Annotated in this window: 24 protein-coding genes and 1 pseudogene; 19 read left to right on the top strand and 6 right to left on the bottom strand. The window is 72.3% G+C overall.

From position 1 onward, the window contains the following. Window positions 1-4 precede the first annotated feature (4 nt). The 4 genes and pseudogenes from IE290_RS38400 to IE290_RS11660 all read left to right on the top strand — a co-directional run. A pseudogene (locus IE290_RS38400) lies at window positions 5-232 on the top strand (AAA family ATPase); the annotation flags it as partial. A 214-nt stretch (window positions 233-446) separates the two neighbouring features. Further along, on the top strand, window positions 447-749 hold the full coding sequence (locus IE290_RS37800) for an AAA family ATPase (RefSeq protein ID WP_229874416.1): 303 nt from the start codon (window positions 447-449) through the stop codon (window positions 747-749). Between the two features lie 126 nt (window positions 750-875). Continuing rightward, complete coding sequence (gene styD, locus IE290_RS11665; protein WP_191244556.1) at window positions 876-2,330, top strand: phenylacetaldehyde dehydrogenase StyD; 1,455 nt, start codon at window positions 876-878, stop codon at window positions 2,328-2,330. A gap of 29 nt (window positions 2,331-2,359) precedes the next feature. Further along, window positions 2,360-3,484 (top strand): NDMA-dependent alcohol dehydrogenase, encoded by a 1,125-nt coding sequence (locus IE290_RS11660; protein WP_191244555.1) that lies wholly within the window; start codon window positions 2,360-2,362, stop codon window positions 3,482-3,484. A gap of 47 nt (window positions 3,485-3,531) precedes the next feature. Here IE290_RS11660 and IE290_RS11655 read toward each other — a convergent pair whose 3' ends face one another. Further along, entirely contained in the window at window positions 3,532-4,662 is a 1,131-nt protein-coding gene (locus tag IE290_RS11655; protein ID WP_191244554.1) for a serine hydrolase domain-containing protein, read from the bottom strand. A gap of 72 nt (window positions 4,663-4,734) precedes the next feature. Further along, window positions 4,735-6,894, bottom strand: coding sequence for a glycoside hydrolase family 3 C-terminal domain-containing protein (locus IE290_RS11650; protein ID WP_191244553.1), 2,160 nt, complete (start codon window positions 6,892-6,894; stop codon window positions 4,735-4,737). A gap of 52 nt (window positions 6,895-6,946) precedes the next feature. Between IE290_RS11650 and IE290_RS11645 the strand changes: the two genes are divergently transcribed. After that, complete coding sequence (locus IE290_RS11645; protein WP_191244552.1) at window positions 6,947-7,555, top strand: TetR/AcrR family transcriptional regulator; 609 nt, start codon at window positions 6,947-6,949, stop codon at window positions 7,553-7,555. Here the strand turns inward: IE290_RS11645 and IE290_RS11640 are convergent, their stop codons facing one another. Both IE290_RS11640 and IE290_RS11635 read right to left on the bottom strand, forming a co-directional pair. Continuing rightward, window positions 7,556-7,867 carry a hypothetical protein gene (locus tag IE290_RS11640; RefSeq protein ID WP_191244551.1) on the bottom strand — a complete coding sequence of 104 codons (312 nt, stop codon included), beginning with the start codon at window positions 7,865-7,867 and terminating at the stop codon, window positions 7,556-7,558. 188 nt (window positions 7,868-8,055) lie between these two features. Next, window positions 8,056-9,390 (bottom strand): MFS transporter, encoded by a 1,335-nt coding sequence (locus IE290_RS11635; protein ID WP_191244550.1) that lies wholly within the window; start codon window positions 9,388-9,390, stop codon window positions 8,056-8,058. Between the two features lie 187 nt (window positions 9,391-9,577). Here IE290_RS11635 and IE290_RS11630 point away from each other — a divergent pair, with 187 nt between their 5' ends. The 8 genes from IE290_RS11630 (at window position 9,578) to IE290_RS11595 (ending at window position 16,865) form a co-directional block, all read left to right on the top strand. Continuing rightward, window positions 9,578-10,390, top strand: coding sequence for a sugar phosphate isomerase/epimerase family protein (locus tag IE290_RS11630; RefSeq protein ID WP_191244549.1), 813 nt, complete (start codon window positions 9,578-9,580; stop codon window positions 10,388-10,390). A 23-nt stretch (window positions 10,391-10,413) separates the two neighbouring features. Continuing rightward, window positions 10,414-11,187: an SDR family NAD(P)-dependent oxidoreductase gene (locus tag IE290_RS11625; protein ID WP_191244548.1), complete on the top strand. Its 774-nt coding sequence runs from the start codon at window positions 10,414-10,416 to the stop codon at window positions 11,185-11,187. Between the two features lie 14 nt (window positions 11,188-11,201). After that, window positions 11,202-12,875 carry a dihydroxyacetone kinase family protein gene (locus IE290_RS11620; protein WP_191244547.1) on the top strand — a complete coding sequence of 558 codons (1,674 nt, stop codon included), beginning with the start codon at window positions 11,202-11,204 and terminating at the stop codon, window positions 12,873-12,875. Beyond that, complete coding sequence (locus IE290_RS11615; RefSeq protein WP_191244546.1) at window positions 12,872-13,336, top strand: ribose-5-phosphate isomerase; 465 nt, start codon at window positions 12,872-12,874, stop codon at window positions 13,334-13,336. Before IE290_RS11620 ends, IE290_RS11615 begins: the two co-directional genes overlap by 4 nt. Before the next feature lie 23 nt (window positions 13,337-13,359). Then, entirely contained in the window at window positions 13,360-14,043 is a 684-nt protein-coding gene (locus tag IE290_RS11610) for a GntR family transcriptional regulator (protein ID WP_191244545.1), read from the top strand. 51 nt (window positions 14,044-14,094) lie between these two features. After that, a complete protein-coding gene (locus tag IE290_RS11605; RefSeq protein ID WP_191244544.1) occupies window positions 14,095-14,955 on the top strand; it encodes a transketolase in 861 nt (286 codons plus the stop codon). Then, the gene (locus IE290_RS11600) at window positions 14,952-15,938 is read left to right on the top strand and encodes a transketolase family protein (protein ID WP_191244543.1); all 987 of its coding nucleotides are present in this window, start codon (window positions 14,952-14,954) and stop codon (window positions 15,936-15,938) included. The genes IE290_RS11605 and IE290_RS11600 overlap by 4 nt, the downstream gene beginning before the upstream one ends. Before the next feature lie 117 nt (window positions 15,939-16,055). Further along, a complete protein-coding gene (locus IE290_RS11595) occupies window positions 16,056-16,865 on the top strand; it encodes a LuxR C-terminal-related transcriptional regulator (RefSeq protein WP_191244542.1) in 810 nt (269 codons plus the stop codon). Window positions 16,866-16,916: 51 nt separating this feature from the next. Here IE290_RS11595 and IE290_RS11590 read toward each other — a convergent pair whose 3' ends face one another. Then, window positions 16,917-18,248, bottom strand: a complete 1,332-nt coding sequence (locus tag IE290_RS11590; protein ID WP_191244541.1) for an MFS transporter — start codon at window positions 18,246-18,248, stop codon at window positions 16,917-16,919. A 140-nt stretch (window positions 18,249-18,388) separates the two neighbouring features. Here IE290_RS11590 and IE290_RS11585 point away from each other — a divergent pair, with 140 nt between their 5' ends. The 5 genes from IE290_RS11585 (at window position 18,389) to IE290_RS11565 (ending at window position 23,916) form a co-directional block, all read left to right on the top strand. Beyond that, a complete protein-coding gene (locus IE290_RS11585; RefSeq protein ID WP_191244540.1) occupies window positions 18,389-20,083 on the top strand; it encodes an AMP-binding protein in 1,695 nt (564 codons plus the stop codon). A 57-nt stretch (window positions 20,084-20,140) separates the two neighbouring features. Beyond that, window positions 20,141-21,145, top strand: a complete 1,005-nt coding sequence (gene fgd, locus IE290_RS11580; RefSeq protein ID WP_191244539.1) for a glucose-6-phosphate dehydrogenase (coenzyme-F420) — start codon at window positions 20,141-20,143, stop codon at window positions 21,143-21,145. Between the two features lie 407 nt (window positions 21,146-21,552). Then, window positions 21,553-21,861 carry an ArsR/SmtB family transcription factor gene (locus IE290_RS11575; RefSeq protein WP_191244538.1) on the top strand — a complete coding sequence of 103 codons (309 nt, stop codon included), beginning with the start codon at window positions 21,553-21,555 and terminating at the stop codon, window positions 21,859-21,861. 21 nt (window positions 21,862-21,882) lie between these two features. Then, window positions 21,883-22,875, top strand: a complete 993-nt coding sequence (locus IE290_RS11570) for an LLM class flavin-dependent oxidoreductase (RefSeq protein ID WP_191244537.1) — start codon at window positions 21,883-21,885, stop codon at window positions 22,873-22,875. A gap of 285 nt (window positions 22,876-23,160) precedes the next feature. Further along, entirely contained in the window at window positions 23,161-23,916 is a 756-nt protein-coding gene (locus IE290_RS11565) for a GAF and ANTAR domain-containing protein (protein WP_191244536.1), read from the top strand. A 4-nt stretch (window positions 23,917-23,920) separates the two neighbouring features. On the opposite strand, the gene IE290_RS11560 is transcribed toward IE290_RS11565, so the two are convergent. Next, on the bottom strand, window positions 23,921-24,265 hold the full coding sequence (locus IE290_RS11560; protein WP_191244535.1) for an STAS domain-containing protein: 345 nt from the start codon (window positions 24,263-24,265) through the stop codon (window positions 23,921-23,923). Between the two features lie 186 nt (window positions 24,266-24,451). On the opposite strand from IE290_RS11560, the gene IE290_RS11555 reads away from it, so the two are divergent. Next, complete coding sequence (locus IE290_RS11555) at window positions 24,452-25,186, top strand: GAF and ANTAR domain-containing protein (RefSeq protein WP_191244534.1); 735 nt, start codon at window positions 24,452-24,454, stop codon at window positions 25,184-25,186. The last annotated feature ends 206 nt before the right edge of the window (window positions 25,187-25,392 follow it).

The following is a 25,392-nucleotide window of genomic DNA, read 5'->3' as shown; positions in this document are numbered from 1 at the left end:
AACGGTGTTCGTCCAGCGGGTCCGGCTCGCCCCGGACGCGGATCTGGGCCGCTACCCGTTCACCCTGCCCGTGGTGTCGCACCTCGCCCGCTCCGGCGGCCTGCCGCTGGCGCCCGGGGTGACCTTCCTGGTCGGCGAGAACGGCAGCGGCAAATCGACCCTGGTGGAGGCGCTGGCGGTCGCCGCGGGTTTCAACCCCGAGGGCGGCAGCCGGAACTTCGACTTCGCGACCCGCTCCAGCGAATCGGCCCTGGGCGACCACCTCGTCCTGACCTGGGGCCCGGCCAAGCCGCGCACCGGGTTCTTCCTGCGGGCGGAGTCTTACTACAACGTGGCCGCCCGAAATCGAGCGCCTCGACCGCGACCCGGGATCACCGCCCCTGCTGCCCGCCTACGGCGGCGTCTCGCCGCACGAACGCTCGCACGGGGAGTCCTTTCTGGACCTGGTGACGCACCGGTTCGGACCGAACGGGCTGTACCTGCTGGACGAGCCGGAGGCGGCGCTGTCGGTGCGCGGGTGCATGGCCGTGCTCGCGCGGCTGGCCGAACTCGTCCGGCAGGGCAGCCAGATCGTGGTGGCCACGCATTCGCCGATCCTGCTCGCACTGCCCGGCGCCACGATCCAGGAGATCGACGACAGCGGGGAGATCACGCAGGTCCATTACGACGACGCGCTGCCGGTGCGCCTGACCCGCGACTTCCTCGCCGCGCCGCAGCGGTACCTGCGGCACCTGCTCCCCGAGAGCTGATCTGGTGCGCACAGGCACAAGAGCCGTGCGCGCAGACGCAAGACCGGCCGCCGTGAGGTGCCGCATCCTCGGGGCAGACGGCCCGTCCGGGTCGTGATCGACGCCGATCGCCGAGGAGCACCGCCCGTGACCACCACCGAGACCTTCCCCAGCCAGCTCTTCCTAGCCGGCCAGTGGCGCGACGGCACCGGGGGCACGTTCGCCGACCTCAACCCGGCGACCGAGGAGAAGCTGGTCGACGTCGCCGCCGCGTCGCCGCAGGACGTCGACGCCGCGGTCGAAGCCGCCCGCGCGCAGCTGTCAGGGGAGTGGGCCGCCCTGACCGGCTCGCAGCGCGGCCTGATCCTCAACCGCGTGGCCGACCTGATCGACCGCGACGCCGAGCTGCTCGCCCGCCTCGAGGCCCTGGACATCGGCAAGCCCATCGGCCAGCCGGCCGTGCTCGACATGCCCAACGCCGCCCGCACGTTCAGGCACTTCGCCGGCTGGGCCGACAAGATCACCGGCCAGGTCATCCCCACCGACGGCTACCTGGGCCGCCCCACCCACTCCTACACCCGCCGCGAGCCGGTCGGCGTGATCGCCGCGATCATCCCGTGGAACACCCCGCTGATGATCACCGCGTGGAAGCTCGCGCCCGCGCTGGCCGCCGGCAACACCGTCGTGGTCAAGCCGCCGGAGGACGCGCCGCTGTCGATCCTGCACCTGGCGAAGCTGCTGAAGGAGGCCGGCCTGCCCGACGGCGTGGTCAGCGTGCTGCCCGGCCTGGGCGAGGTCACCGGACAGGCGCTGATCGACCACCCGGACGTCGACAAGATCAGCTTCACCGGCAGCCCCGAGGTCGGCAGGCACGTCGGCGTCGCCGCGGCCCAGTCGTTCAAGCGCATCACCCTGGAGCTGGGTGGCAAGTCGCCGCAGATCATCCTCGCCGACGCCGACCTCGAGGCGGCCATCGGCGGCACCGCGATGGGCCTGTTCTTCAACCAGGGGCAGGTGTGCGCGGCCGGCACCCGCGTGCTCGTGCACCGCTCGCTCTACCACGACGTGGTCGACGCGCTCGCCGGCGCCGCCGACCAGCAGGTCCTCGGCGACCCGCTGGACCCGGCGACCACGATGGGCGCCCTGGTCAACAAGAAGCAGCAGGACCGCGTCCTCGGCTACATCGAGAAGGGTCGCGCCGAGGGCGCCCGGCTCGTCGCCGGCGGCGCCCGGCCTGAGCGGCCCGGCTACTTCGTGCAGCCGACCATCTTCGCCGACGTACGCAACGACATGACGATCGCGCGCGAGGAGATCTTCGGTCCGGTCGGCTCGGTGATCCCGTTCGACGACCCGGAAGAGGCCGTCCGCATCGCCAACACCACCACCTACGGCCTCGCCGCGACCATCTGGACCCGCGACGTCAGCGCCGCGCACACGCTGGCCGCACAGGTCCGCGCCGGTGCCGTCGGCGTCAACGGCTGGGCGCCGATCGACGCTGCCCTGCCGTGGGGCGGCATGAAGTCCAGTGGGGTCGGTCGCGAGCTGGGCTGGAGCGGGATCCTCGCCAACACCGAGGAAAAGGTCGTCACGGTCGTCCTGTAAGGACACTTCGGCTCGAGGAGGAGCGAAGCATGCCCATCACCACCAAGGTGTCCCTGGTCCGCCAGGCCCCAGGCACCTACGAGACCGCGACCGTCGAACTGGACGATCCGCGCCAGGGCGAGGTCACCGTCAAGCTGGCCGCGTCCGGCCTGTGCCACTCCGACGACCACGTCGCCACCGGTGACGTGCCGGTCGCCGTCTACCCCTACGTCGGCGGGCACGAGGGCGCCGGTGTCGTCACCGCGGTCGGCCCGAACACGCCCGGCTACGAGGTCGGCGACCACGTCGTGTTCTCGTTCCTGCCCGCCTGCGGCAAGTGCGAGTTCTGCGCGCAGGGGTTGTCCAACCTGTGCGACCTGGGCGCCTCGCTGCTCACCGGGGCGCGCGCGGACGACCCGACGAGCTTCCGGATGACCGAGAACGGCAACCCGGTCGGGCAGCAGTGCGGCATCTCGACCTTCGCCGAGTACACCACCGCCTCGGTCGACTCCGTCGTCAAGATCGGCAAGGACATCCCGCTCAAGGCCGCCGCGCTGGTCGGCTGCGGTGTGCCGACCGGGTGGGGTTCGGCGGTGAACTCGGCGAACATCAAGCCCGGCGCGGTCGTGATCGTCATGGGCATCGGCGGGATCGGCGCGAACGCCCTGCAGGGCGCGGCGCACGCCGGCGCGAAGACGATCATCGCCGTGGACCCGGTGCAGTTCAAGCGCGACAAGGCGAAGGTGTTCGGCGCGACGCACGCGTTCGCCACGATCGAGGAGGCGGCCGACTTCGCGCGGTCGCTGACCAACGGGCAGGGCGCGGACGCCACGATCGTCACGATCGGTGTCGTGCAGGGTGATCACGTCGGCCAGGCGCTGGCGTCGATCCGCAAGGCCGGTACGGTCGTGCTGACCGGGCTGGGCAACATCACCGAGGCCGGGGCGCCGATCGCGTTGGGCGACCTGACGCTCATGCAGAAGCGGTTGCAGGGCTCGCTGTTCGGCGAGTCCAACCCGCGCCGCGACATCCCGAACCTGCTGCGCATGTACCAGGCGGGCCAGCTCAAGCTGGAGGAGCTGATCACGAAGGAGTACCGCCTCGACGAGGTGGCGCAGGCGTACGAGGACATGCACGCCGGCCGCAACATCCGCGGCCTGGTGGTCTTCGACTGAGACGGCGGACGGCCCGGCGCTCGACGGGGGCGCCGGGCCGTCCGTGTTCACCGGCCTTCGCAGAGAGCGGTTTCCACCACGGTGTACCGGGTGGGCGCCTCGGTGTTGTTCACGAGCGCGTTGGTGACCAGCGAGGCGTGCCGGCCGTCGTCGGTGACCATCGTCAGCGAGCTCCAGCCCTTGGTGTCCCCGGCGTGGCCCCAGGCCTGACCGCCGCAGGGCAGGTCGAGCCGGAAGAGGCCCATGCCGCCGCCGTCACCGGTGGTCGAGTGCGAGCCGCCCGGGATCGCGGTGGTTTCGCGCATCTCGGCGAGCGACGCGGGGGAGACGACCTCGCCCGCGGCCAGGGCCTGGTGGAAGCGGGTCAGGTCGGCCTGCGCCGACACGAGCGAGCCCGCGGTGCGCAGCAGGGAGGGGTCGAGCCAGGTGGTCCGGTCGAGCCAGAAGTAGGCCGGGCCGAGGCGGCCGCCCTCGTAGCCGTGCAGGGCGGGCGCCGCGACGTTGTGGTCGCCCGCGGCCGGGAAGTACGTCCCGGTGAGCCCGAGCGGGGTGATGATCCGGGCGGTGATGGCGTCCTCGGCGGGCTGCCCGGTGACGGCCTCGATGAGCAGGCCGAGGATCTGGTAGTTCGTGTTCGAGTACTGGAACCCGCCGCCGGGCGCGAACACCGGCGGGCGGGACAGGCCGTCCCGGACCAGTTCGAGCAGCGAGTAGACGCCGTCCGGGCCGGCGTCCGGACTGGGCGCGGTCTGGTTCTCCGGGATGCCGCTGGTGTGGTTGAGCAGCTGCCGCACGGTGATCAGGGTGCCGTCGTAGCCGTTGCCGGTGACCACGCCGGGCAGGTAGCGCTCGATCGGCGCGTCCAGCTCGACCGCGCCTTCGTCCACCAGCTGCAGGACGGTGGCGGCGGTGAACGTCTTGGTCTGGCTGGCGACGCGGAAGTGGTCGGTCGGCTGGATCGCCACGTTCTTGCCCGGGGTGGCGGTGCCGCTGCGCACCGTCCACGAACCGGTGGCGTCGCCGGCGAACACCGACGCGCCCGGGCCGGCGTGCGCGAGGTAGCTGTTCAGCGCCGCCTGCGTGGCCGCGTGGCTGGTTTCCGCCGCGGCCGGGCTCGCCGCCCCCAGCGTGGTGACGGCGACGAGCCCGAGCAGGGCCGCGAGGTGTCTGGTGGTCATGGTCGCTCCTCCCCAGTGGTCAGTGCCACGGGACGCTAGGGGCGGCCGATGAAACCCGGGTGAAACGGCTGGTCAGCCGTTGGCCTCGGCGATCAGCTTCGCCAGCGCGTCCGCGGTCAGCGGGCTGCCCGGGAAGGCGGACATCCGGCTCAGCGGCAGGCTGCCCACCAGCGAGATCGTCCCGGGGTCGGCGATCAGGCGGGCGATGGGGCCGCTGTCGGCCGACGCGAAGGCCCGTCCGAGCAGTTCCGCGCCGCGCGGGTCGGCGAACCATTCGGCCACTGTGGACTCCCCGGTCAGCGGCAGCCGCACGTCGTCGCCGGTGACCTCGGCCGTCGCGGTGGTGTGCAGGTGGCGCGAGGACGACCCCACCGCGCAGTGGTACTCGCCGCCCTCGACGACCCACCGGTGCAGCCGCGTGTCCCAGTAGGCCAGGTCCTCCCGGGCGATGTGCAGCACCACTTCCGTCGTCTCGCCCGCCGCGATCGGGACGTTGGCGAACGCCTTCAGCTCCCGCGGCGCGCGGCGCACGCCGGAGCCCGGCACGCTCACGTACACCTGCACCACCTCGCGCCCGTCCCGGTCGCCGGTGTTGGTCACCGGCACCCGCACCTCGATGCCCGCGTCCGTCGCGGTCGCGCGGGCCTGTCCGTACTCGAAGGTGGTGTAGGACAGCCCGAACCCGAACGGGTAGGCCACCTCCAGCTCGCGCGCGTCGAAGCCGCGGTAGCCGACGTGCAGGCCCTCGCCGTAGCGCACGTGCCCGTTCTCGCCGGGGAAGTCCAGATAGGACGGATGGTCGGCGAGCCTGACCGGGATGGTCTCGGCGAGCCGTCCGGCGGGGTTGACGCGTCCGAAGAGGACATCGGCGATCGCGCTGCCCCCGGCCTGCCCGAGCAGCCAGCCCTCCACGATCGCCGGGACCGCCGCCTCCCACGGGCGGGTCAGCACCACGGCGCCGTTGGACAGCACCACGACCGTGCGCGGGTTCACCGCGGCGACGCGCTCGATGAGTTCGCGGTGCGCGGCGGGCAGGTCCAGGCTGTCCCGGTCGGCGCCTTCGGTTTCGTGCTCGCTGCCCACGAAGACGAGCGCGACATCGCAGTCCGCGGCGAGGGCCACCGCTTCGTCCACGTCGTCGTAGCCGGGGGCGAAGCGCACCGAGGCCGATTCGGCGAGAGCGGTGAGCGCGTCGTCGAGCCGCGTCGGCGTGATCTGCGAGCTGCCGCCGCCCTGGTATCGCGGGGTGCGGGCGAACTCGCCGAGCACCGCGAGCGACTGGCCCTCCCGCAGCGGCAGCACACCGCCTTCGTTCTTGAGCAGCACGATCGCGCGCCCGGCGATCTCGCGGGCGAGCGCGTGGTGGGCGTCGGCGTCGTAGCCGGCCGGCTCCCGCTCGGCGGCGCGCTCGACCAGCGCGCGCACCCGGTCCGCGGCCGTCCGGAGGGCCGCCGGGTCGAGCCGCCCGTCCGCGACCGCCTCGGCGAGCGCGCGGTCACCGGTCTCGTCCGGGCCGGGCATGGTCAGGTCCAGCCCGGCGGCGACGGCGGCCACCCGGTCCGCGACAGCGCCCCAGTCCGAGACCACGACCCCCCCGAAACCCCACTCGTCGCGCAGGACTTCGGTCAGCAGCCAGCGGTTCTGGCTCGCGTAGACGCCGTTGATCCGGTTGTACGAGCACATCACGGTCCACGGCCGCGCCTGCGTGACCACCCGCTGGAACGCGCGCAGGTACATCTCGCGCAGGGTGCGCTCGTCGACGTCGGCGCTGATCCGCATGCGGTCGGTCTCCTGGCTGTTGACCGCGAAGTGCTTCAGCGACGCGCCCACGCCGCGGCTCTGCAGGCCGCGCACCCACTCGGTGGCGAGCACGCCGGTGAGGAACGGGTCCTCGGCGAAGTACTCGAAGTTGCGGCCGCCCAGCGGGGTGCGCTTGAGGTTGATGCCCGGGCCGAGCAGCACGGCGACGTCCATCGCGCGGCACTCGTCGCCCAGCGCCTCGCCCATGCGGCGCAGCAGGTCCGGGTCCCAGGTGGAGGCCGTCGCGACGGCGGGCGGGAAGCAGGTGGCCGGGCGCCCGGTGACCACGTCGTGCTCGTTCGCCTGCAGGCGCACGCCGTGCGGGCCGTCGGTGACGGTGATCGAGGGGAGGCCGGCGGCGGGCGTGGTGTGCCAGAAGTCGTTGCCGCTGGTGAGGGCCGCCTGGTCGGCGACGGTGAGATCAGGCTCCACGTGGCGTCCTTACCTAATACCTAGTAGGTACTCGGTAACCTAGGATGTCGACGTGGCGGCAGTCAACACACGGCGGGAGCGGACGCGCCTGCCCGCGGCGCAGCGGCGCCGGCAGATTCTGGACGTGGCGACGCGGCTGATCGGCGAAGGCGGGTTCTGGGCGCTGTCGATGCAGGACGTGGCCGACGCGTGCGGGCTGACCGTGCCCGGGCTGCTGCACCACGTCGGGTCGAAGGACGGGCTGCTGCTGGCCGTGCTCGACCACCGGGACGCCGAGGACTTCCGGTCGCTGGCCGGGCAGCTGGGCCTGTCCGAGGGGGCCGAGGGCTGGCCGCGGGGGATCTCGCTGGCCGAGGCGTGCGAGGCGCTGGTGCGGCGCAACGCCACGCAGCCGGAGATCGTGCGGCTGTTCTCGGTGCTGCAAGCCGAGTCGCTGGCCCCCGGCCACCCCGCGGCGGCGTACTTCGCCGCCCGGCAGGAGCGGGTGCTGGCCGAGTTCACGGCGATGGTGGCCGGTCGCGTGGCGGATCCGGAGTCGCTGGCACGCCAGGTGGTGGCGGTGATGGACGGGCTGCAGATCCAGTGGCTGCGCGACCCGGCGGGCACGGACCTGGTGGCCGAGTGGCGAGCGGCCGCGGAGCGGTTGTTCGCGGGGCTGTGACTAGTCCGGCAGCAGGCGGAACAGCAGGATGATCCCGAGCGTGAGCACGGCGCACGCCACGGCCAGCCACACGTAGCTCTGCATCGGCGAGTCGTACAGGGTGTGGACGTTGCCGTGGCGGTTCACTCTGCGGCCGATGACGCGGATGAGCACCGCGCTGAGCACGAAGCCCGCGACCCACCCGATGTCGGTGACGAGCGAGTGCCCGTCGAAGAGGTTCTGGACCACCGCGCCCACGATCAGGCCCAGCAGGAGCAACGGCCCCACCAGGCAGCCCGCGCCGGACCACCGGACCGCACCGACCGGAACCACCGGCCCACCCCCTCACCGCCGCCCGTGATTATCGATCATCGGCGGCGGCAGTCAAGCGTCCTTCTCGTCCAGTGTCACGTTTCCGCGGCCCAGTGGCTGCCGGGCAGCTCGGTGACGATCACCCGCACCGGCTCCTTCTCCTCGGTGTGCTGGGGTCCGTCCCCGTCCTGGCGGACCCCAGCACCCGATCAGCCCACCGACACCGGCGTCTCCGCCGTCGCTCGGTCCGCCGCTTCCCGCTCGGCGCGGCCCCACGTCTCGCGCGTCAGCAGCGCCGACACCAGGCCCAGCGCGGAGTAGGCGAGGAACAGCAGCGCCGGCCCGAGCCAGCCCAGCCACAGGAACAGCAACGTCGTCACGAACGGCGTGATCCCGGAGATCATCGCGGAGATCTGGTACGCCAGCGAGGCCCCCGAGGAGCGCGTCTGCGCCTGGAACAGCTCCGGGAACCACGCACCCTGCGCACCGGCGAGCGCGTTCTGGCACACCGCGTACGACACGATCACCGTGACCACGATCGCGATGATCGACGCCGTGTTCACCAGCAGGAACATCGGGATCGCCCACAGCGCGCCGAACAGCGTCACCCACACGTAGACCGGGCGCCGTCCGATGCGGTCGGTCAGCCCGCCCCACGCGATCGTCGCCCCGATGCCCACCGCCGAGGCGATGCACAACGCCATGATCGTCTCGCCGCTGGACGCCAGCTCCTCCGACTTCAGGTACGAGATCATGTAGGTGATGGCCACCGCGTAACCCGCGGTCTCGGCGATCCGCAGCCCGATGCCGCGCAGCACGTTGCGCCAGTCCTCGCGCAGCACCTGCACGATCGGCGCCTTCACGATGTCGCCGCTGTCGCGCACGTCCTCGAACACCGGCGACTCGGGCACCTTGGCCCGCACGATCAGCCCGACGATCACCAGGATCAGGCTGGCCAGGAACGGCACCCGCCACGCCCAGTCGCCGGAGAGGTTCACCGACACCAGGAACACCAGGTTCGCCAGCAGCAGCCCGATCGGGAACCCGGCCTGCACGATGCCGGTGAACGCGCCCTTGCGGCGCCACGGCGCGTGCTCGTAGGTCATCAGGATCGCGCCGCCCCACTCGGCGCCGTAGGCGACACCCTGGATGATCCGCACCGTCACCAGCAGCGCCGGGGCCAGCACGCCGGCGGTCTCGTACGTCGGCAGCAGGCCGATCGCGAACGTGGCCAGTCCCATCACGATCAGGGACGCCACCAGCACGGGCTTACGGCCGATCTTGTCGCCGAGGTGACCGCCGATGATCCCGCCGATCGGCCGCGCCACGAACCCGACCCCGAGCGTGGCGAACGCCGACAGCGTGCCGATCACGGGTGAGGCGTTGGGGAAGAACGCGTGTCCGAAGTAGAGGGCCGCGGCGGTGCCGAAGCCGATGAAGTCGTAGCTCTCGATCACGGCCCCGGCGGTGGAGCCCCAGGCGACGCGGCGCGCATCGGGCGTGCCGTGCACCGGGCCGCGCATGGTGAGCGCTTCGCTGCGCATTGTCGATTGCCTTCCTGTCAGGGGCCACCACGACCCTACGTCGCGGTGCCCTCCTGTTAACAATGCAGGACATCGTGCGTGCTCGACGCGGCTCTGTCAACAACACGTATCGCGTTCTACCTGCTTGTCACCGGCAAAATGTGCGTAAACCTTGTCTGTTGACACTTCTCTGTTAACATTGCCGTCCATGGAACGAACCGGATGGCCGGGCTGCTCGACGATCAGCTTCCGGCACCTGCCACTGCCGTCGGCGCTGGCGGTCATCGCGGAGTGCGGGTTCGGCGAGATCGACCTCGGCGCGCTGCCGGGGGTGTGCGACCACGTGCCCTACGACCTGACCGACGACGCGGTGCGCGCCGTCGCCGCCGAGGTGGCGGCTTCCGGTCTGCGGGTCCGGTCGGTCAACGGCGACATCGGTGACCTGAACCGGCCGCACGACGAGGCCGGGCGGGCGGCCCACCTGCGCCGCCTGCTCGACCTCACCGCGGCCTGCGGGGCGGACGCACTGGTCCTGCCCTGCGGCGCCCAGTCCCACGAGTCGGTCGCGACCCTGGACGAGGACCTCGGCCTGGTCGCGGCCCAGCTGCACCGGGCCGCCGAAGCCGCGGCCGGACACGGCGTCGCCATCTGGGTCGAGGCCCCGCACTACTACCGCTTGTGCTGGAACACCGACCTGGCCGGGCGGCTGGCCGAGCGGCTCGACCCGGCCGTGGGCCTGGTGCTCGACACCAGCCACGTCGTGGCCTCCGGCGGCGACCCCGCCGCCTACGCCGAACGGTTCGCCGGGCGCATCGCCCACGTGCACCTGCGCGACGCCACCCCGGGCCACATCAACCACAGCATCGGCAACGGGGTGGTCGACTTCGCGGCCACGTTCGCCGCGTTGCGTGCCTCGGGCTACCGGGGTGCCAGCTCGCTGGAACTGGAGACCCGGGACGTCACCGACGACGAACGGCCGGCCGCCGCGGTCAAGGCCGCGACCTTCATCGCCGGCCTGTGAACCCATGCAAGGAGAACACCGAAATGCCTGACACGCAGCGCACCGCCGTGATCACCGGGGCCGGCGCGCCCCGCGGGATCGGCAAGGCCACCGCCGCCCGCCTCGCCCGCGACGGCTGGGCCGTGGCCGTGCTCGACCTGAACGAGCCCGCCGCCAAGGAGGCCGCCGACGAGATCGCCGCCCAGACCGGCGCGCCGGTGTTCGCCCACGGCGTCGACGTGGCCGACGAGCCGTCCGTGCTCGCCGCCTACCGGGCCGTGCGCGCCGAGGTCGACGCCGGACGCCTGCCGGGCGTCGGCGCGGTGGTCAACATCGCCGGCATCACCTCGCCGGTGCCGTTCCTGGAGACCACGCTCGAGCTGTGGAACAAGGTGATGGCGGTCAACGCGACCGGCACCTACCTGGTCACCAAGGCGTTCCTGCCGGACCTGATCGAGGCCGGCTGGGGCCGGATCGTGAACATGTCGTCGGTGTCGGCCCAGCAGGGCGGCGGCGTGTTCGGCCGCACCCCGTACAGCTCGGCCAAGGCCGCGATCCTCGGCTTCACCAAGGCGCTGGCCCGCGAGCTGGGCGACGCCGGGGTCACCGTCAACGCGGTCGCCCCGGGCGCGGTGGACACCGACATCCGCGTCGGCACCACCGACGAGCTGGAGGCCGCCATCGTCAAGGGCATCCCGCTGGGCCGTCAGGCCACCGTCGCCGACGTGGCCGGCGTGATCGCGTGGCTCACCAGCGAGGACGCCGGCTACCTGCAGGGCACCACCATCGACATCAACGGTGGCTCGTTCCTCCACTGAGGACGGACAGTGCGATGACCTACCTGAGCAACGATCCGGCGAGCTTCGCCGAAGACGCCCTGGCCGGGTTCTGCGAACTGCACGCGGACACCGTGCGGCGCGTGCCTGGCGGCGCCGTCCGCCGCAACCGGCCGTCCCGGCCCAAGGTGGCCGTGCTGCCCGGCGGCGGGTCCGGCCACTACCCGGCCTTCTACGGCATCATCGGTCCCGGCCTGGCCGACGGCGCGGTGAGCGGCAACCTGTTCACCTCACCGTCGGCGCAGGACGCGGTGTCGGTGGCGCGGGCGGCGCACTCCGGCGCGGGTGTCGTCTTCACCTACGGCAACTACGCCGGGGACGTGATGAACTTCGGCCTGGCCACCGAACGCCTGCGGGCGCAGGGCATCCGGGCGGAGAACGTCGTCGTCACCGACGACATCGCCAGCGCGGAGCGGCCCGCCGACCGTCGCGGCATCGCCGGGGACTTCACCGTCTTCAAGGTGATGGGCGCGGCCGCCGAGGAGGGCCTGGACCTCGACGAGGTCGTCCGGCTGGGGCGCAAGGCCAACGACGCGACCCGCACGATCGGCACCGCCTTCGCCGGATGCACGTTCCCCGGCGCGGACGCCCCGCTGTTCACCGTGCCGGACGGGCACATGGGCCTCGGGCTCGGCATCCACGGCGAACCCGGCCTGCGCGACGTGCCGCGGCCGACCGCGCGGGAACTCGCCGGGGACTTCGTGCGGCGGATCCTCGCCGAGAAACCGGCCGGGGCGGGCGAGCGGATCGCGGTCCTGCTCAACGGCCTCGGCTCGGTCAAGCACGAGGAGCTGTTCGTGCTGTGGACCGACGTCAGCCGGCTGCTGCGCGACTCCGGCCACACGCTCGTGCGGCCCGAGGTCGGCGAGCTGGTGACCAGCCTCGACATGGCCGGGGTGTCGCTGACCGTGACGTGGCTGGACGACGAGCTGGAGCGGCTGTGGACCGCGCCCGCGTGGACGCCCGCCTTCCGCCGCGGCACCATCACCGCCGCCGAGGGCGAGGAGACCGTCGCGGAGCTGACCGACGACGCGCCGCGCTTCAGCGAGGCGACCGCCGAGTCCCGGGAACTGGCCGCGACCGTGCTCGACGGGCTGCGCGCGGTCCGGAAAGCCCTGCATGAAGCCGAATCCGAGCTGGGCGCCATCGACGCGGTGGCCGGCGACGGCGACCACGGTCGCGGCATGGTCCGCGGCATCGACGCCGCCGTCACCGCCGCCGAGGCCGCCTGGCACGCCGGCGCCGGGGCGGGCGACGTGCTCGCCGCCGCCGGGGACGAGTGGGCCGCCCGCGCCGGCGGCACCTCCGGAGTCCTGTGGGGCGCCGGGCTGCGCGCGGCCGGCGAGGTCATCGGCACGGGCGCGATCGACGCCCGCGCCGCGGTGGCCGCGTTCGCCGAGCGCGTGATGTCCCTCGGCGGCGCCGAGCCGGGCGACAAGACGCTGGTCGACGCGCTCGTGCCGTTCCGCGCGCGGCTGGGATCCGGGACCTGGGCCCAAGCCGCGGCAGCGGCCGAGGAGGCCGCGCGCGCCACCGCCGATCTGGTGCCCCGCAAGGGCCGGGCCCGTCCGCTCGCCGAGCGCAGCGTCGGCACCCCGGACCCCGGAGCGGTCTCACTGGCCCTGATCGCGCGGACCGTTTCGGAGTACCTCGAAGGAGGGAAGCGATGAACTACCGCATCGTGGTCGGCTGCGACGACGCCGGCCTGGACTACAAGGAGCAGATCGCCGCGGACCTGCGGGCCGATCCGCGGGTGGCCGAGGTGATCGACCTCGGCGTGCACCGCGGCGCCGAGGACGTCCACCGGCCCTACCCGGAGATCGGGCTCGCCGCGGGCGAGGCGATCCGCGACGGCAAGGCCGACCGGGCCGTGCTGGTGTGCGGCACCGGCATCGGGATGGCGCTGTCGGCCAACAAGGTGGCCGGCGTGCGGGCCACCACCGCGCACGACTCGTTCTCCGTCGAGCGCTCGGTCCTGTCCAACAACTGCCAGGTGCTCACGCTCGGGCAGCGGGTGGTCGGGCTGGAGCTGGCGCGGCGCCTCGTGGCAGAGTGGCTGGGATACACCTTCGACGAGCGGTCCGCCAGCGCGGCGAAGGTATCGTTGATCAGCGAGTACGAGCGGTGTTGACGACCAGCCCGGGGAGGGCGCGCGTGGTGAAGGAGCCGAACCGCAACCTGCGGCAGATGGCTGTCGACACGCTGCGCCAGGCCATCACGACCGGCGAGTTCCCGCCCGGCAGCCACCTCGGCGAGGTGCAGGTCTCCGAGCAGCTCGGCATCAGCCGCGGCACCCTGCGCGAGGCGTTCCGCCAGCTCCAGCAGGAAGGGCTGGTCGAATACGGCGAGCGCGGCCGCGTCACGGTCCGCTCGATCAGCGAGAAGGACATCATCAACACCTTCACCGTCCGGGCGGCGCTGGAGGCGCTGGCCGGCGAGACGCTCGCGTCGAGCTACTACCGCGAGGAGCACTGCCGCCGCCTGCGGGCCGCGGTCGACCGGATGGCGCGGGCCACCCGGGTGTCGCTGGAGGCCCAGATCGAGGCCGACCTCGCCTTCCACGAACTGCTGGTCGAGCTGACCGGCAACGACGCGCTGGTGCGCTCGTGGAAGCTGCTCGAAGGGCCGATCCGCATGTGCATCATGTACCGCGGCCTGGAACGCGCCCTGTCCAACATGAGCCCGGGCCGCCACCTGGAGATCGTCACCGCGATCGAGTCCGGCGACCCGGTCAAGACCCAGAGCGTGATCTCCGAGCACATGGTCGCCACCGCGCAGGCCCTGCTGTTCGGCACCGTGCGCACCCGCCCGCGCATCGAGATCACCGGCGAGAACTGACTTTCTCTTCTCGGGCGGTTTCCCGCCCGCATCACGGAAGCGACGCACTCCATGACTGCATCGATCGCGCCGTCGGCCACCCGTGCCGGCCGCGTCGCCGCGGCGGCCCACCGCATGCGGCACCACATCCTGAACATGGGCGAGGCCCAGGGCCAGGGCTACGTCGGGCAGGCGCTCGGCGCCGCCGACCTGCTCGCCACCGTCTACACCGACCAGCTGCGGCTGCGGCCGGAGGACCCGGAGTGGCCGGAGCGGGACCGGTTCCTGCTCTCCACCGGGCACTACGCGATCGGGCTGTACGCGGCGCTGGCCGAGGCCGGAGTCGTGCCGGTCGAGGAGCTGGAGACCTACGGCTCCGACGACTCGCGCCTGCCGATGTCCGGCATGGCGACCTACACCCCGGGCATGGAGATCTCCGGCGGCTCGCTCGGTCACGGGCTCACCGTCGCCGTCGGCATGGCGCTCGGGCTGCGGCTGCAGGGCTCCTCGGCGCGCGTCTTCAACTTCCTCTCCGACGGCGAGCTGGACGAGGGCTCGACGTGGGAGGCCGCGATGGGCGCCGCGCACCACCGGCTCGGCCTGCTCACCGCGATGGTCGACATCAACGCGCTGCAGGCCGACGGTCCCACCGCCGGGGTGCTGCGCACCGAGCCGGTCGTGGACAAATGGGAGGCGGCGGGCTGGTTCACCCGCCGCGTGGACGGCAACGACATCCCCGCACTGCTCGCCGCGTTCGACGAGATCGCCGAGCGGGCCCGGCCGGACGGTCCGCCGTCGGTTCTGCTGTGCGACACCCGGATCGGCCGGGGCGTGCCGCTGCTGGAGACCCGGGAGAAGGCGCACTTCATGCGCATCGACGAGCACGAGTGGGACATCTGCCGCCGGCAGCTGGACGAAGGGGCGCACGCGTGACCACCACCAAGCGGCTGACCACGTCGGCGATGATCGCCTCGTTCGCCGACCCCGGCCAGAAGACCGCCAGCGCGCCGTTCGGGCACGCCCTGGCCGCGCTCGCCGAGCAGGACACCCGGGTCGTCGGGCTGACCGCCGACCTGGGCAAGTACACCGACATGCACATCTTCGCCCAGGCACACCCGGACCGGTTCTTCCAGGTCGGCATGGCCGAGCAGTTGCTGCTCGGCGCCGCCGCCGGCATGGCCGAGGTCGGGCTGGTGCCGTTCGCGTCCACCTACTCGGTGTTCGCCGCGCGGCGGGCGTACGACTTCCTGTGCCTGGACATCGCCGAACCCAACCTCAACGTCAACGTCGTCGGCGGGCTGCCCGGACTGACCACCGGCTACGGGCCGAGCCACCAGGCCACCGAGGACATCGCGATCTTCCGCGGCATGCCGAACCTGACGATCGTGGACCCGTGCGACTCGGTCGACATCGAGCAGGCCGTGCCGCAGCTGGCGGCGTGCGAGGGCCCGACCTACCTGCGGTTGCTGCGCGGCAAGGTGCCGACGGTGCTCGACGAGTACGACTACCGGTTCGAACTGGGCAAGGCCAAGGTGCTGCGCGGCGGCAACGACGTCGTGTTCGTCTCCAGTGGACTGATGACGATGCGGGCCCTGCAGGCGGCGGAGAAGCTGGCCGCGCACCGGGTCGACGTCGCGGTCGTGCACGCGCCGACGATCAAGCCGTTCGACGAGGCGACCGTGCTGCGCGAGATCGCCGGCGACCGGCTGGCAGTGACGCTGGAGAACCACACGGTGGTCGGCGGCCTGTTCGAAACGGTCGCCTCGGCGGCGGTGCGGGCCGGGGTGTCCGGCCGGATCGTGCCGGTCGCGCTCCCGGACGAGTTCCTGGCCGCAGGCGCCCTCCCGACGCTGCACGACCGGTACGGGCTGGCCGCGGGCCGCGTGGTGGAGCGGGTGCTGGCCGAATTGGGTTGAACGCCGTGCGCTACCCCCGGACGGGGGTAGCGGCCTCGCCGGGGAGTCGACGTGCCCTGGTCACGCGGGTACCGTGGTGCGACCGACGATGATGTGGTGCGAGGAGGACGGACGCCGATGTCTGACGCCCGCTCGGTGCTGCATGGGGAGTTGGCGGGCGCCGCCCGCGCGGCGGGGCTGCCCGTGGTGTTCGGTGGCGAGGTGATCGACGGGCGGCTGCGGTTGTCCGGCTTCGTCGGCACCCGCACCAGCGCGCTGCACAACCTGGACGTCCTGCCGGGCGCCGGCCTGGGCGGCCGCGTGCTGATGCAGGGCCATCCGATCGCGGTGAGCGACTACGGCAGCGCCCGCACCATCACCCACGACTACGACCGCCCGGTGCTCGCCGAGGGGCTGGCGTCGATCATCGCCGTGCCGGTGCGGGCCGGCGGCCGGTGCCGCGGCGTGCTGTACGGGGCGGTGCGGCGGCCGGTGACGTTCGGCGACCGCGTCCGGGACGCGCTCATGGAGTCCGGCAAGCGGCTGGCCCGCGAGCTGAGCGAGCGCGACGCGCTGACCGCCCGCCTGGAATCGCTGTCCCCGGCCGCCACCCGCGAGGAGCTGCGGTCGGTGCACTCCGAGCTGCGGGCCATCGCCGGAGCCCTGCCGGACCCGGAAGCGCGCCGCCGGATCTACGCGGCCGCGCAACGGCTCGTCGAACTCGGCGAGGGCAAACCGGTGCGGGGCCCGCAGGTGCGGCTGTCCACCCGGGAGACCGACGTGCTCGCCCAGGTCGCCCTCGGCTGCACCAACGGCGAGGTCGCCGAGCGGCTGTCGCTGTCGCGGGAGACCGTGAAGGCCTACCTGGGTTCGGTCATGCGCAAGCTGGACGCCCACACCCGCCACGAGGCCGTCGTCAAGGCGCGCCGCCTGATGCTGCTGCCCTAGCACGGAAAAGAGCCGGTGGCACCGCGACGGCGCCACCGGCTTTCCCCGTGCTCAGGCCGCGGTCGGTTCGCTGGCCTGCTCGGCCGTCATCACGGTGCCGCGGGTTTCCTTCAGCGCCAGCGTGGAGGCCAGCGAGATCAGCCCGGTCACCGCGAGCATCACGCCCACCGCGATGCTGCCGAAGCTCGCGGTCAGGTTGGGCGCCACCAGCGGCGGGATCGCCCCGCCGAGCACCCCCGCCAGGTTGTAGCCCAGCCCGGCGCCGGTGTAGCGGAAGCGGGTCCGGAACAGCTCCGGCAGGAACGACCCGGCCGGCCCGTAGGCCACCGCGAAGATCACCAGCGTGCCCACGACGCCGATGCCGAACGCGACCGGGCTGCCGGTGTCCAGCAACGGGAACAGCACCAGCGACCACACCACACCCAGGGCGGACGAGTACACGATGACCCGGCGCCTGCCGAGCCGGTCCGACAGCACCCCGGCGACCACGATGACTATGCCGAACACGACCGCCGCCGCGATGCCGATGCCCAGCACCACCGGCCGCGTGAGCCCGGCCCCGGTCTTGCTGGTGCCGTAGCTGGTCAGGTAGGTCGTGCCCATGTAGAAGAACGCGAACAGCATCGTCAGCGAACCGGCCGACAGCAGGATCTCCCGCGGCTGCTTGCGCACCGCCTCCAGGAACGGCAGCCGCTTCGGGCGGTCCAGGCCGGTGCTGCCGCCCGCGGCGACGAAGGCCGGGGTCTCCGCGATGCTCATCCGCACGTAGAACCCGACGGCCACCAGCAGGATGCTCACCAGGAACGGCACCCGCCACCCGTAGTCCAGGAACGCGGCGTCCGCGTCGCCCATCACCAGGTTGGTCACCAGGAACGTGCCGCTGGACAGCGCGAACGCGATCGCCGGGCCGAGCTGGGGGAACACCGCGTACAGGCCGCGTTTGGCGGGCGGTGCGTATTCCGCGGTCAGCAGGGTCGCCCCGGCCCACTCACCGCCGACCGCGAGCCCCTGCGAGAACCGCAGCACGACCAGGATGATCGGCGCGGCCACCCCGATCGTCGCCGCGCCGGGCAGCAGTCCGATGAGGACTGTGGCGATGCCCATCAGCAGCAGCGTGGAGATCAGGGTGCGCTTGCGGCCGATCCGGTCGCCGAAGTGTCCGAAGAGGATCGCGCCGACCGGCCGGGCGACGAACGCGACGGCGAAGGTGGCGAACGAGGCCACGGTCCCGGCGGTGGCGCCCAGCGCGGGGAAGAACACCTTCGGGAACACCAGCGCGGCGGCGGTGCCGTAGATGAAGAAGTCGTAGTACTCGATCGTCGTCCCGACGCAACTGGCCACGGCCACCTTGCGCATCGGGACCGCCGGGGTCTGGCTCGACACGGGTTCTCCTCGTCGTTGAGGTCTGATGGGCAGGAATGGTCCGGTATGGACAAACCGGGCGCTACCCCCATCCGTGGGTATCGCCCCGGCGGCGGCCGGCGGCATCATGTCGGGCAGCCCGGAACGAAAGGACACATGCGGTGAACGCGACCGATGCCTACCGTGCGAGCAGGGACCAACTGGTGGCGCTGCGGGAGGACCACGCCCGTGCCGTGGCCGAGTTCCGCTGGCCCGAGCTGGGGGAGCGGTTCAACTGGGCGGTGGACTGGTTCGACGCGATCGCCCGGGACAACGACCGCCCGGCGCTGGTGATCGCCGAAGAGGACGGGTCCACCACGCAGCGGTCCTTCGCGGAGATGTCCCGAGCCTCGGACCGGCTGGCCGCGTGGCTGCGCGAGCGGGGCGTGCGCCGCGGCGATCCGGTGCTGCTGATGCTCGGCAACCAGGTCGAGCTGTGGGAGTCGATGCTGGCGATCATGAAGCTGGGCGCGGTGATCCTGCCGACCACGAGCGCGGTCGGCCCCGCCGACCTGACCGACCGGATCGCCCGCAGCGGCGCGAAGTTCGTCATCTGCAACGCCGCCGACACCGCCAAGTTCGCCGACGTGCCCGGCGATTACACCCGGATCAGCGTGGGCGAGGCCGACGGCTGGGCCGACCTGCGCGCCGCCGCGGACCTGCCGCACGTGCCCTCGGAGCACCCCGGGACCGCGCCCGGCGACCCACTGCTGCTGTACTTCACCTCGGGCACCACGTCCCGGCCGAAGCTGGTGGAGCACACCCAGGTGTCCTACCCGGTCGGACATTTGTCCACAATGTACTTCCTTGGATTGCGGCCGGGCGACGTGCACCTCAACATCTCCTCGCCGGGCTGGGCCAAGCACGCGTGGTCGTGCTTCTTCGCGCCGTGGATCGCCGAGGCCACGATCTTCGTCTACAACTACCGCCGCTTCGACGCCGCCGCGTTGCTGGAGCAGCTGCGGGCGCGGGAGGTCAGCTCGTTCTGCGCGCCGCCGACGGTGTGGCGGATGCTGATCAACGCCGACCTCGGCGAGCGCCCGGCCGCGCTGCGGGAGGTCATCGGGGCGGGCGAGCCGCTCAACCCGGAGGTGATCGGGCAGGTCCAGCGCGCGTGGGGGCTGACGATCCGGGACGGTTTCGGGCAGACCGAGACCACCGCGCAGGTCGGCAACACGCCCGGCTCGGCCGTCAAGGCGGGGTCGATGGGCCGCGCCCTGCCCGGGGTGCCGGTCGTGCTGGTCGACCCGGCGAGCGGGCAGCCGCTGACCGGTCCGGGTGAGGGCGAGATCTGCCTGGACCTGTCGCGGTCGCCGGTGAACCTGATGACCGGCTACCGCGGCGACCCCGAGCGCAACGCCGAGGCCATGGACGGCGGGTTCTACCACACGGGTGACGTCGCCACGATCGACGCGGACGGCTACATCACCTACATCGGCCGCACCGACGACGTGTTCAAGGCCAGCGACTACAAGATCAGCCCGTTCGAGCTGGAGTCGGTCCTGATCGAGCACCCGGCCGTGGCCGAGGCGGCGGTCGTGCCTGCGCCGGACCCGGTGCGGCTGGCCGTGCCGAAGGCCTACATCGCGCTCGCGCCCGGCCACGAGCCGACGAAGGAGACCGCGCTGTCGATCCTGCGGCACGCCCGCGAGAACCTCGCGCCGTGGCAGCGGGTGCGGCGGATCGAGTTCTTCGAGCTACCGAAGACGATCTCGGGCAAGATCCGGCGCGTCGAGCTGCGGTCCCGTGAGGACCAGCTGGGCACCGGCAGCCCGGCCGAGTGGCGCGACGACCAGTTCCCGGACCTGCGGAGCTGAGGCGCGCCTCCCTCGCGCAGTAGGTTGGAGGCGAGCAACCAGTGAGGGAGGACGATCGTGGGTCTGAAAGTCGGCTACAAGGCCTCGGCGGAGCAGTTCGGTCCGCGGGATCTGGTCGAGTACGCCGTGCGGGCCGAGGAGCTGGGCCTGGACTCGGTGATGGTCTCGGACCACTTCCTGCCGTGGCGGCACGAGGGTGGGCACGCGCCGTTCGCGTTGTCGTGGATGTCGGCGGTGGCCGAGCGGACCAGCCGGGTGCAGATCGGGACGAGCGTGCTGACCCCGACATTCCGGTACAACCCGGCGGTGATCGCACAGGCGTTCGCGACGATGTCGTTGTTGTCGAACGGCCGGGTGATTCTCGGTGTGGGCACGGGTGAGGCGCTGAACGAGATCGCCGTGTCGGGGCGGGAGTGGCCGGAGTTCAAGGAGCGGTTCGCGCGGTTGCGTGAGGCGATCCGGTTGATGCGTGAGCTGTGGACGACCGACAACGTGTCGTTCGAGGGTGAGTACTACACCCTGGTCAACGCCAAGATCTACGACCGGCCGGAGCAGCCGGTGCCGGTGTATGTGGCCGCGGGTGGTCCGGTGGTGGCGAAGTACGCGGGCCGGGCCGGGGACGGGTTCATCTGCACCTCGGGCAAGGGCATGGAGCTCTACACCGACAAGCTGATGCCGGCGGTCGCCGAGGGTGCCGCGGCGGCGGAGCGGGACGTGGCGGGCATCGACAAGATGATCGAGATCAAGATGTCCTACGACCGGGACCCGGAGCGGGCGCTGGAGAACACCCGGTTCTGGGCGCCGCTGTCGCTGACGCCGGAGCAGAAGCACAGCGTGTCCTCGGCCGAGGAGATGGAGCGGCTGGCCGATGAGCTGCCGATCGAGCAGGTCGCCAAGCGGTGGATCGTGGCGTCGGACCCGGACGAGGCGGTCGCGCAGATCAAGCCGTACCTGGACGCGGGCCTGAACCACCTCGTGTTCCACGGTCCGGGCCACGACCAGGAGCGATTCCTGAGCCAGTTCGCCGAGGACGTGCTGCCCCGGCTGCGCGCCCTGGCCTGATCGATGACGCCGCTCACGGGCCGAAGCGCCCGTGAGCGGCGGCGTTGCGGCCTCGCCCCCTGGGCTGTCCCGGTTTGGTCTGCCGCGGCTGGGCGCCCTGGCCTGATCGATGACGCCGCGCACGGGCCGAAGCGTCCGTGAGCGGCGCCCTGCTCGGGCGACTCGCTGCTCGCAGCTGGCGGTCCCTGTCGCGGCTGCGTGCCTGGACTGAGTGCCCACGTGCCTTCGGCGGCCCGCCCGTGAGCGGCGCCGTCGCTGCCTCGCCCCCTGGGCTGTCCCGGTTTGGTCTGCCGCGGCTGGGCGCAGGGCGCGACCCCCGGCCATTTCCCGCCTCTCGTGCGCCCGTCCGTGAGCGGCGTCATGGTGCGGCCCCTCCTCCGGCGAGAGTAATTTCGGGAATTAGCGAAATGTCGAAGGACGGTGTGGTGCTTCCCGAGTGCAAGGCCCTGGCGAACGAGACACGGCTGCGCATCCTGGAGTGGCTCAAGGACCCGGCGGCGCACTTCCCGGTGGCCGGCGAGCCGGCCGGGCCTGGGGTGTGCGTCGGGCTGATCCAGCGGAAGGCGGGCACCTCGGCGTCGACCGTGTCGGCGCACCTGGCCATCCTGCAGCGCGCCGGGTTCCTGCTGGCCACGCGGCAGGGCCAGTGGACCTACTACCGGCGCGACGAGGACCGCATCCGCGCCTTCACCGAGCGACTGCACCGCGACCTGTGACCCGGAAAAGGTGAGCCCGTCATGTCCCCAGCACTGTCCGTCCTGGATCTCGCGCCGATCGCGCCCGGCCAGACCGCGCGCGAGAGCTTCGCGGCCAGCGTGGCCCTGGCCCAGGCGGCCGAGCGCAGCGGCTACCGGCGGGTCTGGTACGCCGAGCACCACAACATGGCGTCCATCGCCTCCAGCGCGACCAGCGTGGTGATCGGGCACGTCGCCGAGCACACCTCGACCATCCGCCTCGGCGCGGGCGGCATCATGCTGCCCAACCACTCGCCGCTGGTGATCGCCGAGCAGTTCGGCACCCTGGAGACGCTGTTCCCCGGCCGCATCGACCTCGGGCTCGGCCGTGCGCCGGGCAGCGACCAGCAGACGATGGTGGCGCTGCGGCGCGACCCGATGTCCGCCGACTCGTTCCCGCAGGACGTCCTGGAGCTGCAGGCGTACCTGAGCGGCAAGACCGTGCAGGGGGTGCGGTCGGTGCCGCGCGCCGAGGGCGTGGTGCCGCTCTACATCCTGGGCTCGTCCCTGTTCGGCGCGCAGCTGGCCGCGCAACTCGGGTTGCCGTACGCGTTCGCGTCACACTTCGCACCGGACTCGCTGCACCAGGCCGTCGCGCTGTACCGCGAGCGGTTCCAGCCGTCGGAGCAGCTGGCCGAGCCGTACGTGATCGCCGGTGCGAACGTGTTCGCGGCCGAGGACCACGACGAGGCCGAGGCCCAGCGCACGGTGGCCTACCGGGCGCGCACCCGGGCGATGTTGTCGCAGGGCCGGGCGGGCGCCAACTTCACCGACGCGGAGATCGACGCGTTCCTGGCCTCGCCCCGCGGCCGCGGCCTGGCGGGCATGACCCGCTACACCGCGGTCGGCACCCCGGACGAGGTCCGGGCCTACCTGGAGAACTTCGCGGCCGACGCCCAGGCCGACGAGCTGATCCTGGCGCACCACGCGCACGACGTCGCGGACCGGGTCCGCTCGATCGAACTGACCGCGAACGCCATGACCGCGGTCGCCTAGGCAGGCGGCGTCCGGGGCGGGGGAGCCAGCCGCGGCGCATGCCGAGCGAGTTCCCCCGGCGCGAGATCCCGGCACGGCGATTCTCCCGCGGCGCGCGTGCGCATGAGGCCGCCGTGTCCCGGTTCACCCCACGCGGTGCGGAAGTCGTCCTGCGGCCCGCCCCTCCGGCCGCCGGGTAATATCGGCCGGGTTGTTGAGCAGACAGCGACCGGGTGCGGGCCCGGTGCTGTCATCACTGGTCGCTCGCCCCCGTTTCCGGCAGTGGTAGGGAAGGACGCGACCAGGATGAGCGACGGTGCGGCAGGCCAGCTCGAGCACCTCGACGAGGTGACCCGTGCTCTCGAGGAACTGGCCGGCACGGTCGGGAACACCGACGATTTCGGCGTGCTGCTGCGCGTGGTGTGCGAGCAGGTCGTGCGCGTGGTGCCCGGGGCCGACATGGCGTCGATCACGGTGCTCGACGGTTCGGGCGCGCGGTCGGTCGCCTCGACCGACGACCGCGCCGCGTGGATCGACGAGGCCCAGTACGCCGAGGACGACGGTCCGTGCCTGCGCGCAGCGCGCACCGGCCAGGTGGTCCGGGTCGAGGTGGGCACGGCGCGGCAGTTGTGGCCCCGCTTTTCCGAGGTCGCCGCCGGGCACGGCGTGGCGAGCTACCTGGCGTCGCCGCTGCAGGTGCGCGACGAGGCGATGGGCGCGATCAACCTGTTCGGGTTCGGCGAGCACGGGTTCCGCGACGTCGACCAGAAGTACCTGGAGCTGTACGCGACGGTGGTCGACACGGTGCTGCACCTGTCCAGACGCGCGCTGCGCACCCAGGAGCAGGTGCGGCAGCTGCGTGCCGCCATGCGCACGCGCGGGGTCATCGAGCAGGCCAAGGGCATCCTCATGGCGGCCAGACGGATCAGCGCGGACGAGGCCTTCCGGCTGCTGGTGGGGCAGTCGCAGCGGGAGAACGTCAAGCTGCACACCATTTCGGCGCGGTTCGTCGCCGAGCACTCCGGCCACGAGGTGGACCCGGACGGCAGCCTGCCGGACTGAGGCGTCAGGCCGCGGGCGGGACCGCGCCGGTGATCGTGAAGACCCGGTCCAGGCCGGTCAGCTCGAGGGGCCGCCGCACCGCGCGGTTCGTGCAGACCAGGGACAGCTCCTGCCCGGCGGCCTCGCACTCGTGGGACAGCTCGACCAGCAGCGCGAGCCCGCCCGAGTCGAGGAAGCCGACCTGCTGCAGGTCGAGCACCACGGCGCGCGGCGGGGGCACCGGCGCGCCCGCGCGGGCCGCTTCCAGGCCGTCGCGCAGGTGGACGACGGTGCCGGCGTCGATTTCACCCGTCACGGTCACGACGAGCGCGTCGGAGCGGTATGCCCACTCCACTTTCAGGTTCGTCACGGGACCTCCTGGGCAAGCTCGTCGGCTCGCGAAGAACAGGGCGGGACGCGTTGATCGCGCACCGCGGGCGGGACATTGGCGAGCCACAGCTGCTTGTATAACCGTGACGTGGCCGACCTTACCCCATCGCCAGGCTAGGCTCGCCCGGGCGAGGTGCGGCGGGTCGCGGGGAGGAGACGAGGTGTCATGAGCGAACTGGTCCTGTCGGCTCCCGAGGTGCTCACGATCGCGCAGGAGCTGGCCGAGATCGGCAGGCTCGTCGAGGACGACGACGTGAGCGCGACCCTGTCCCGCTACGTCGCCCGGGCCGTCGCGCTGCTGCCGGGTTGTGACCGCGCGGCTATCACGGTGCGCACGGACGTGGGAACCGCCGAGGTGCTGGCCGCCGCCGGGAAGCCGTTGCCGGAGCCGCCGACCGACGGGTCCGGCCCGGATCCGGTCACCGAGGCGCTGGCCTACCGCGAGCCGCGGCGCCTGGACGACACCGCGACGGACCGGCGCTGGCCCGCCTACAGCGCGCACCTGCGGCGGCACGGGTTCGGCAGCGCGCTGACGCTGCCGCTGCCCGGCGCGGAGTCGGGTGCCGCGTTCAGCGTGCTGTCCACGGAGCCCGGTCGTTTCGGCGACGACTCGCACGACCTCGCGCTGCTGTTCACCCTGCACGCCGGGGTGGCGTTCGACAACAGCGCGCTCTACCACGACAACATCCGCCTGCTGGGGCACGTGCAGACCGCCCTGCGCACCCGGACGGTCATCGCACAGGCCCAGGGCCTCCTGATGCTCCACGACGACCAGTCCGCGGAGGAGGCGCTGGCCGCGTTGAAGCGGATGTCGCAGCAGCGGAACGTCAAGTTGCGCGACGTGGCGGCCGCGCTCGTGGCAGCCCACCACGACGGCCGCTTGGGCGAGGTACTGCGCTGACGGTGCGCGGTGCTGCCGTGCGGCTGGTGATGGGCTGGGGCGCGTTCGCACAAGGGGTTATCTCCCGCCCGCCGGCGCAGCCCCGCCTGGCGGAGCCGGTGAGCCACTCCGCCGCGGGCACGCCACGCGCCGCGCCGTGGGCGGGCCACTTGCCCGCGAGCCCTGCGGCGCGCGGGCCCTGCGGCGCGCGGGCCCTGCGGCCCTAT

Origin of the sequence: Amycolatopsis deserti, from assembly GCF_014653945.1 — a bacterium.
Lineage (GTDB): Bacteria > Actinomycetota > Actinomycetes > Mycobacteriales > Pseudonocardiaceae > Amycolatopsis_E > Amycolatopsis_E deserti.
Note: the sequence above shows the minus strand (reverse complement) of the source record. Positions and strands in the feature narration are given on the sequence as shown.

Coding starts and splice junctions, on each gene's coding strand:
- IE290_RS11660 (WP_191244555.1), top strand. CDS start 2,360: ATGCCCATCACCACCAAGGTGTCCCTGGTCCGCCAGGCCCCAGGCACC.
- IE290_RS11655 (WP_191244554.1), bottom strand. CDS start 4,662: ATGACCACCAGACACCTCGCGGCCCTGCTCGGGCTCGTCGCCGTCACC.
- IE290_RS11635 (WP_191244550.1), bottom strand. CDS start 9,390: ATGCGCAGCGAAGCGCTCACCATGCGCGGCCCGGTGCACGGCACGCCC.
- IE290_RS11630 (WP_191244549.1), top strand. CDS start 9,578: ATGGAACGAACCGGATGGCCGGGCTGCTCGACGATCAGCTTCCGGCAC.
- IE290_RS11625 (WP_191244548.1), top strand. CDS start 10,414: ATGCCTGACACGCAGCGCACCGCCGTGATCACCGGGGCCGGCGCGCCC.
- IE290_RS11620 (WP_191244547.1), top strand. CDS start 11,202: ATGACCTACCTGAGCAACGATCCGGCGAGCTTCGCCGAAGACGCCCTG.
- IE290_RS11615 (WP_191244546.1), top strand. CDS start 12,872: ATGAACTACCGCATCGTGGTCGGCTGCGACGACGCCGGCCTGGACTAC.
- IE290_RS11605 (WP_191244544.1), top strand. CDS start 14,095: ATGACTGCATCGATCGCGCCGTCGGCCACCCGTGCCGGCCGCGTCGCC.
- IE290_RS11595 (WP_191244542.1), top strand. CDS start 16,056: ATGTCTGACGCCCGCTCGGTGCTGCATGGGGAGTTGGCGGGCGCCGCC.
- IE290_RS11575 (WP_191244538.1), top strand. CDS start 21,553: ATGTCGAAGGACGGTGTGGTGCTTCCCGAGTGCAAGGCCCTGGCGAAC.
- IE290_RS11570 (WP_191244537.1), top strand. CDS start 21,883: ATGTCCCCAGCACTGTCCGTCCTGGATCTCGCGCCGATCGCGCCCGGC.
- IE290_RS11565 (WP_191244536.1), top strand. CDS start 23,161: ATGAGCGACGGTGCGGCAGGCCAGCTCGAGCACCTCGACGAGGTGACC.
- IE290_RS11555 (WP_191244534.1), top strand. CDS start 24,452: ATGAGCGAACTGGTCCTGTCGGCTCCCGAGGTGCTCACGATCGCGCAG.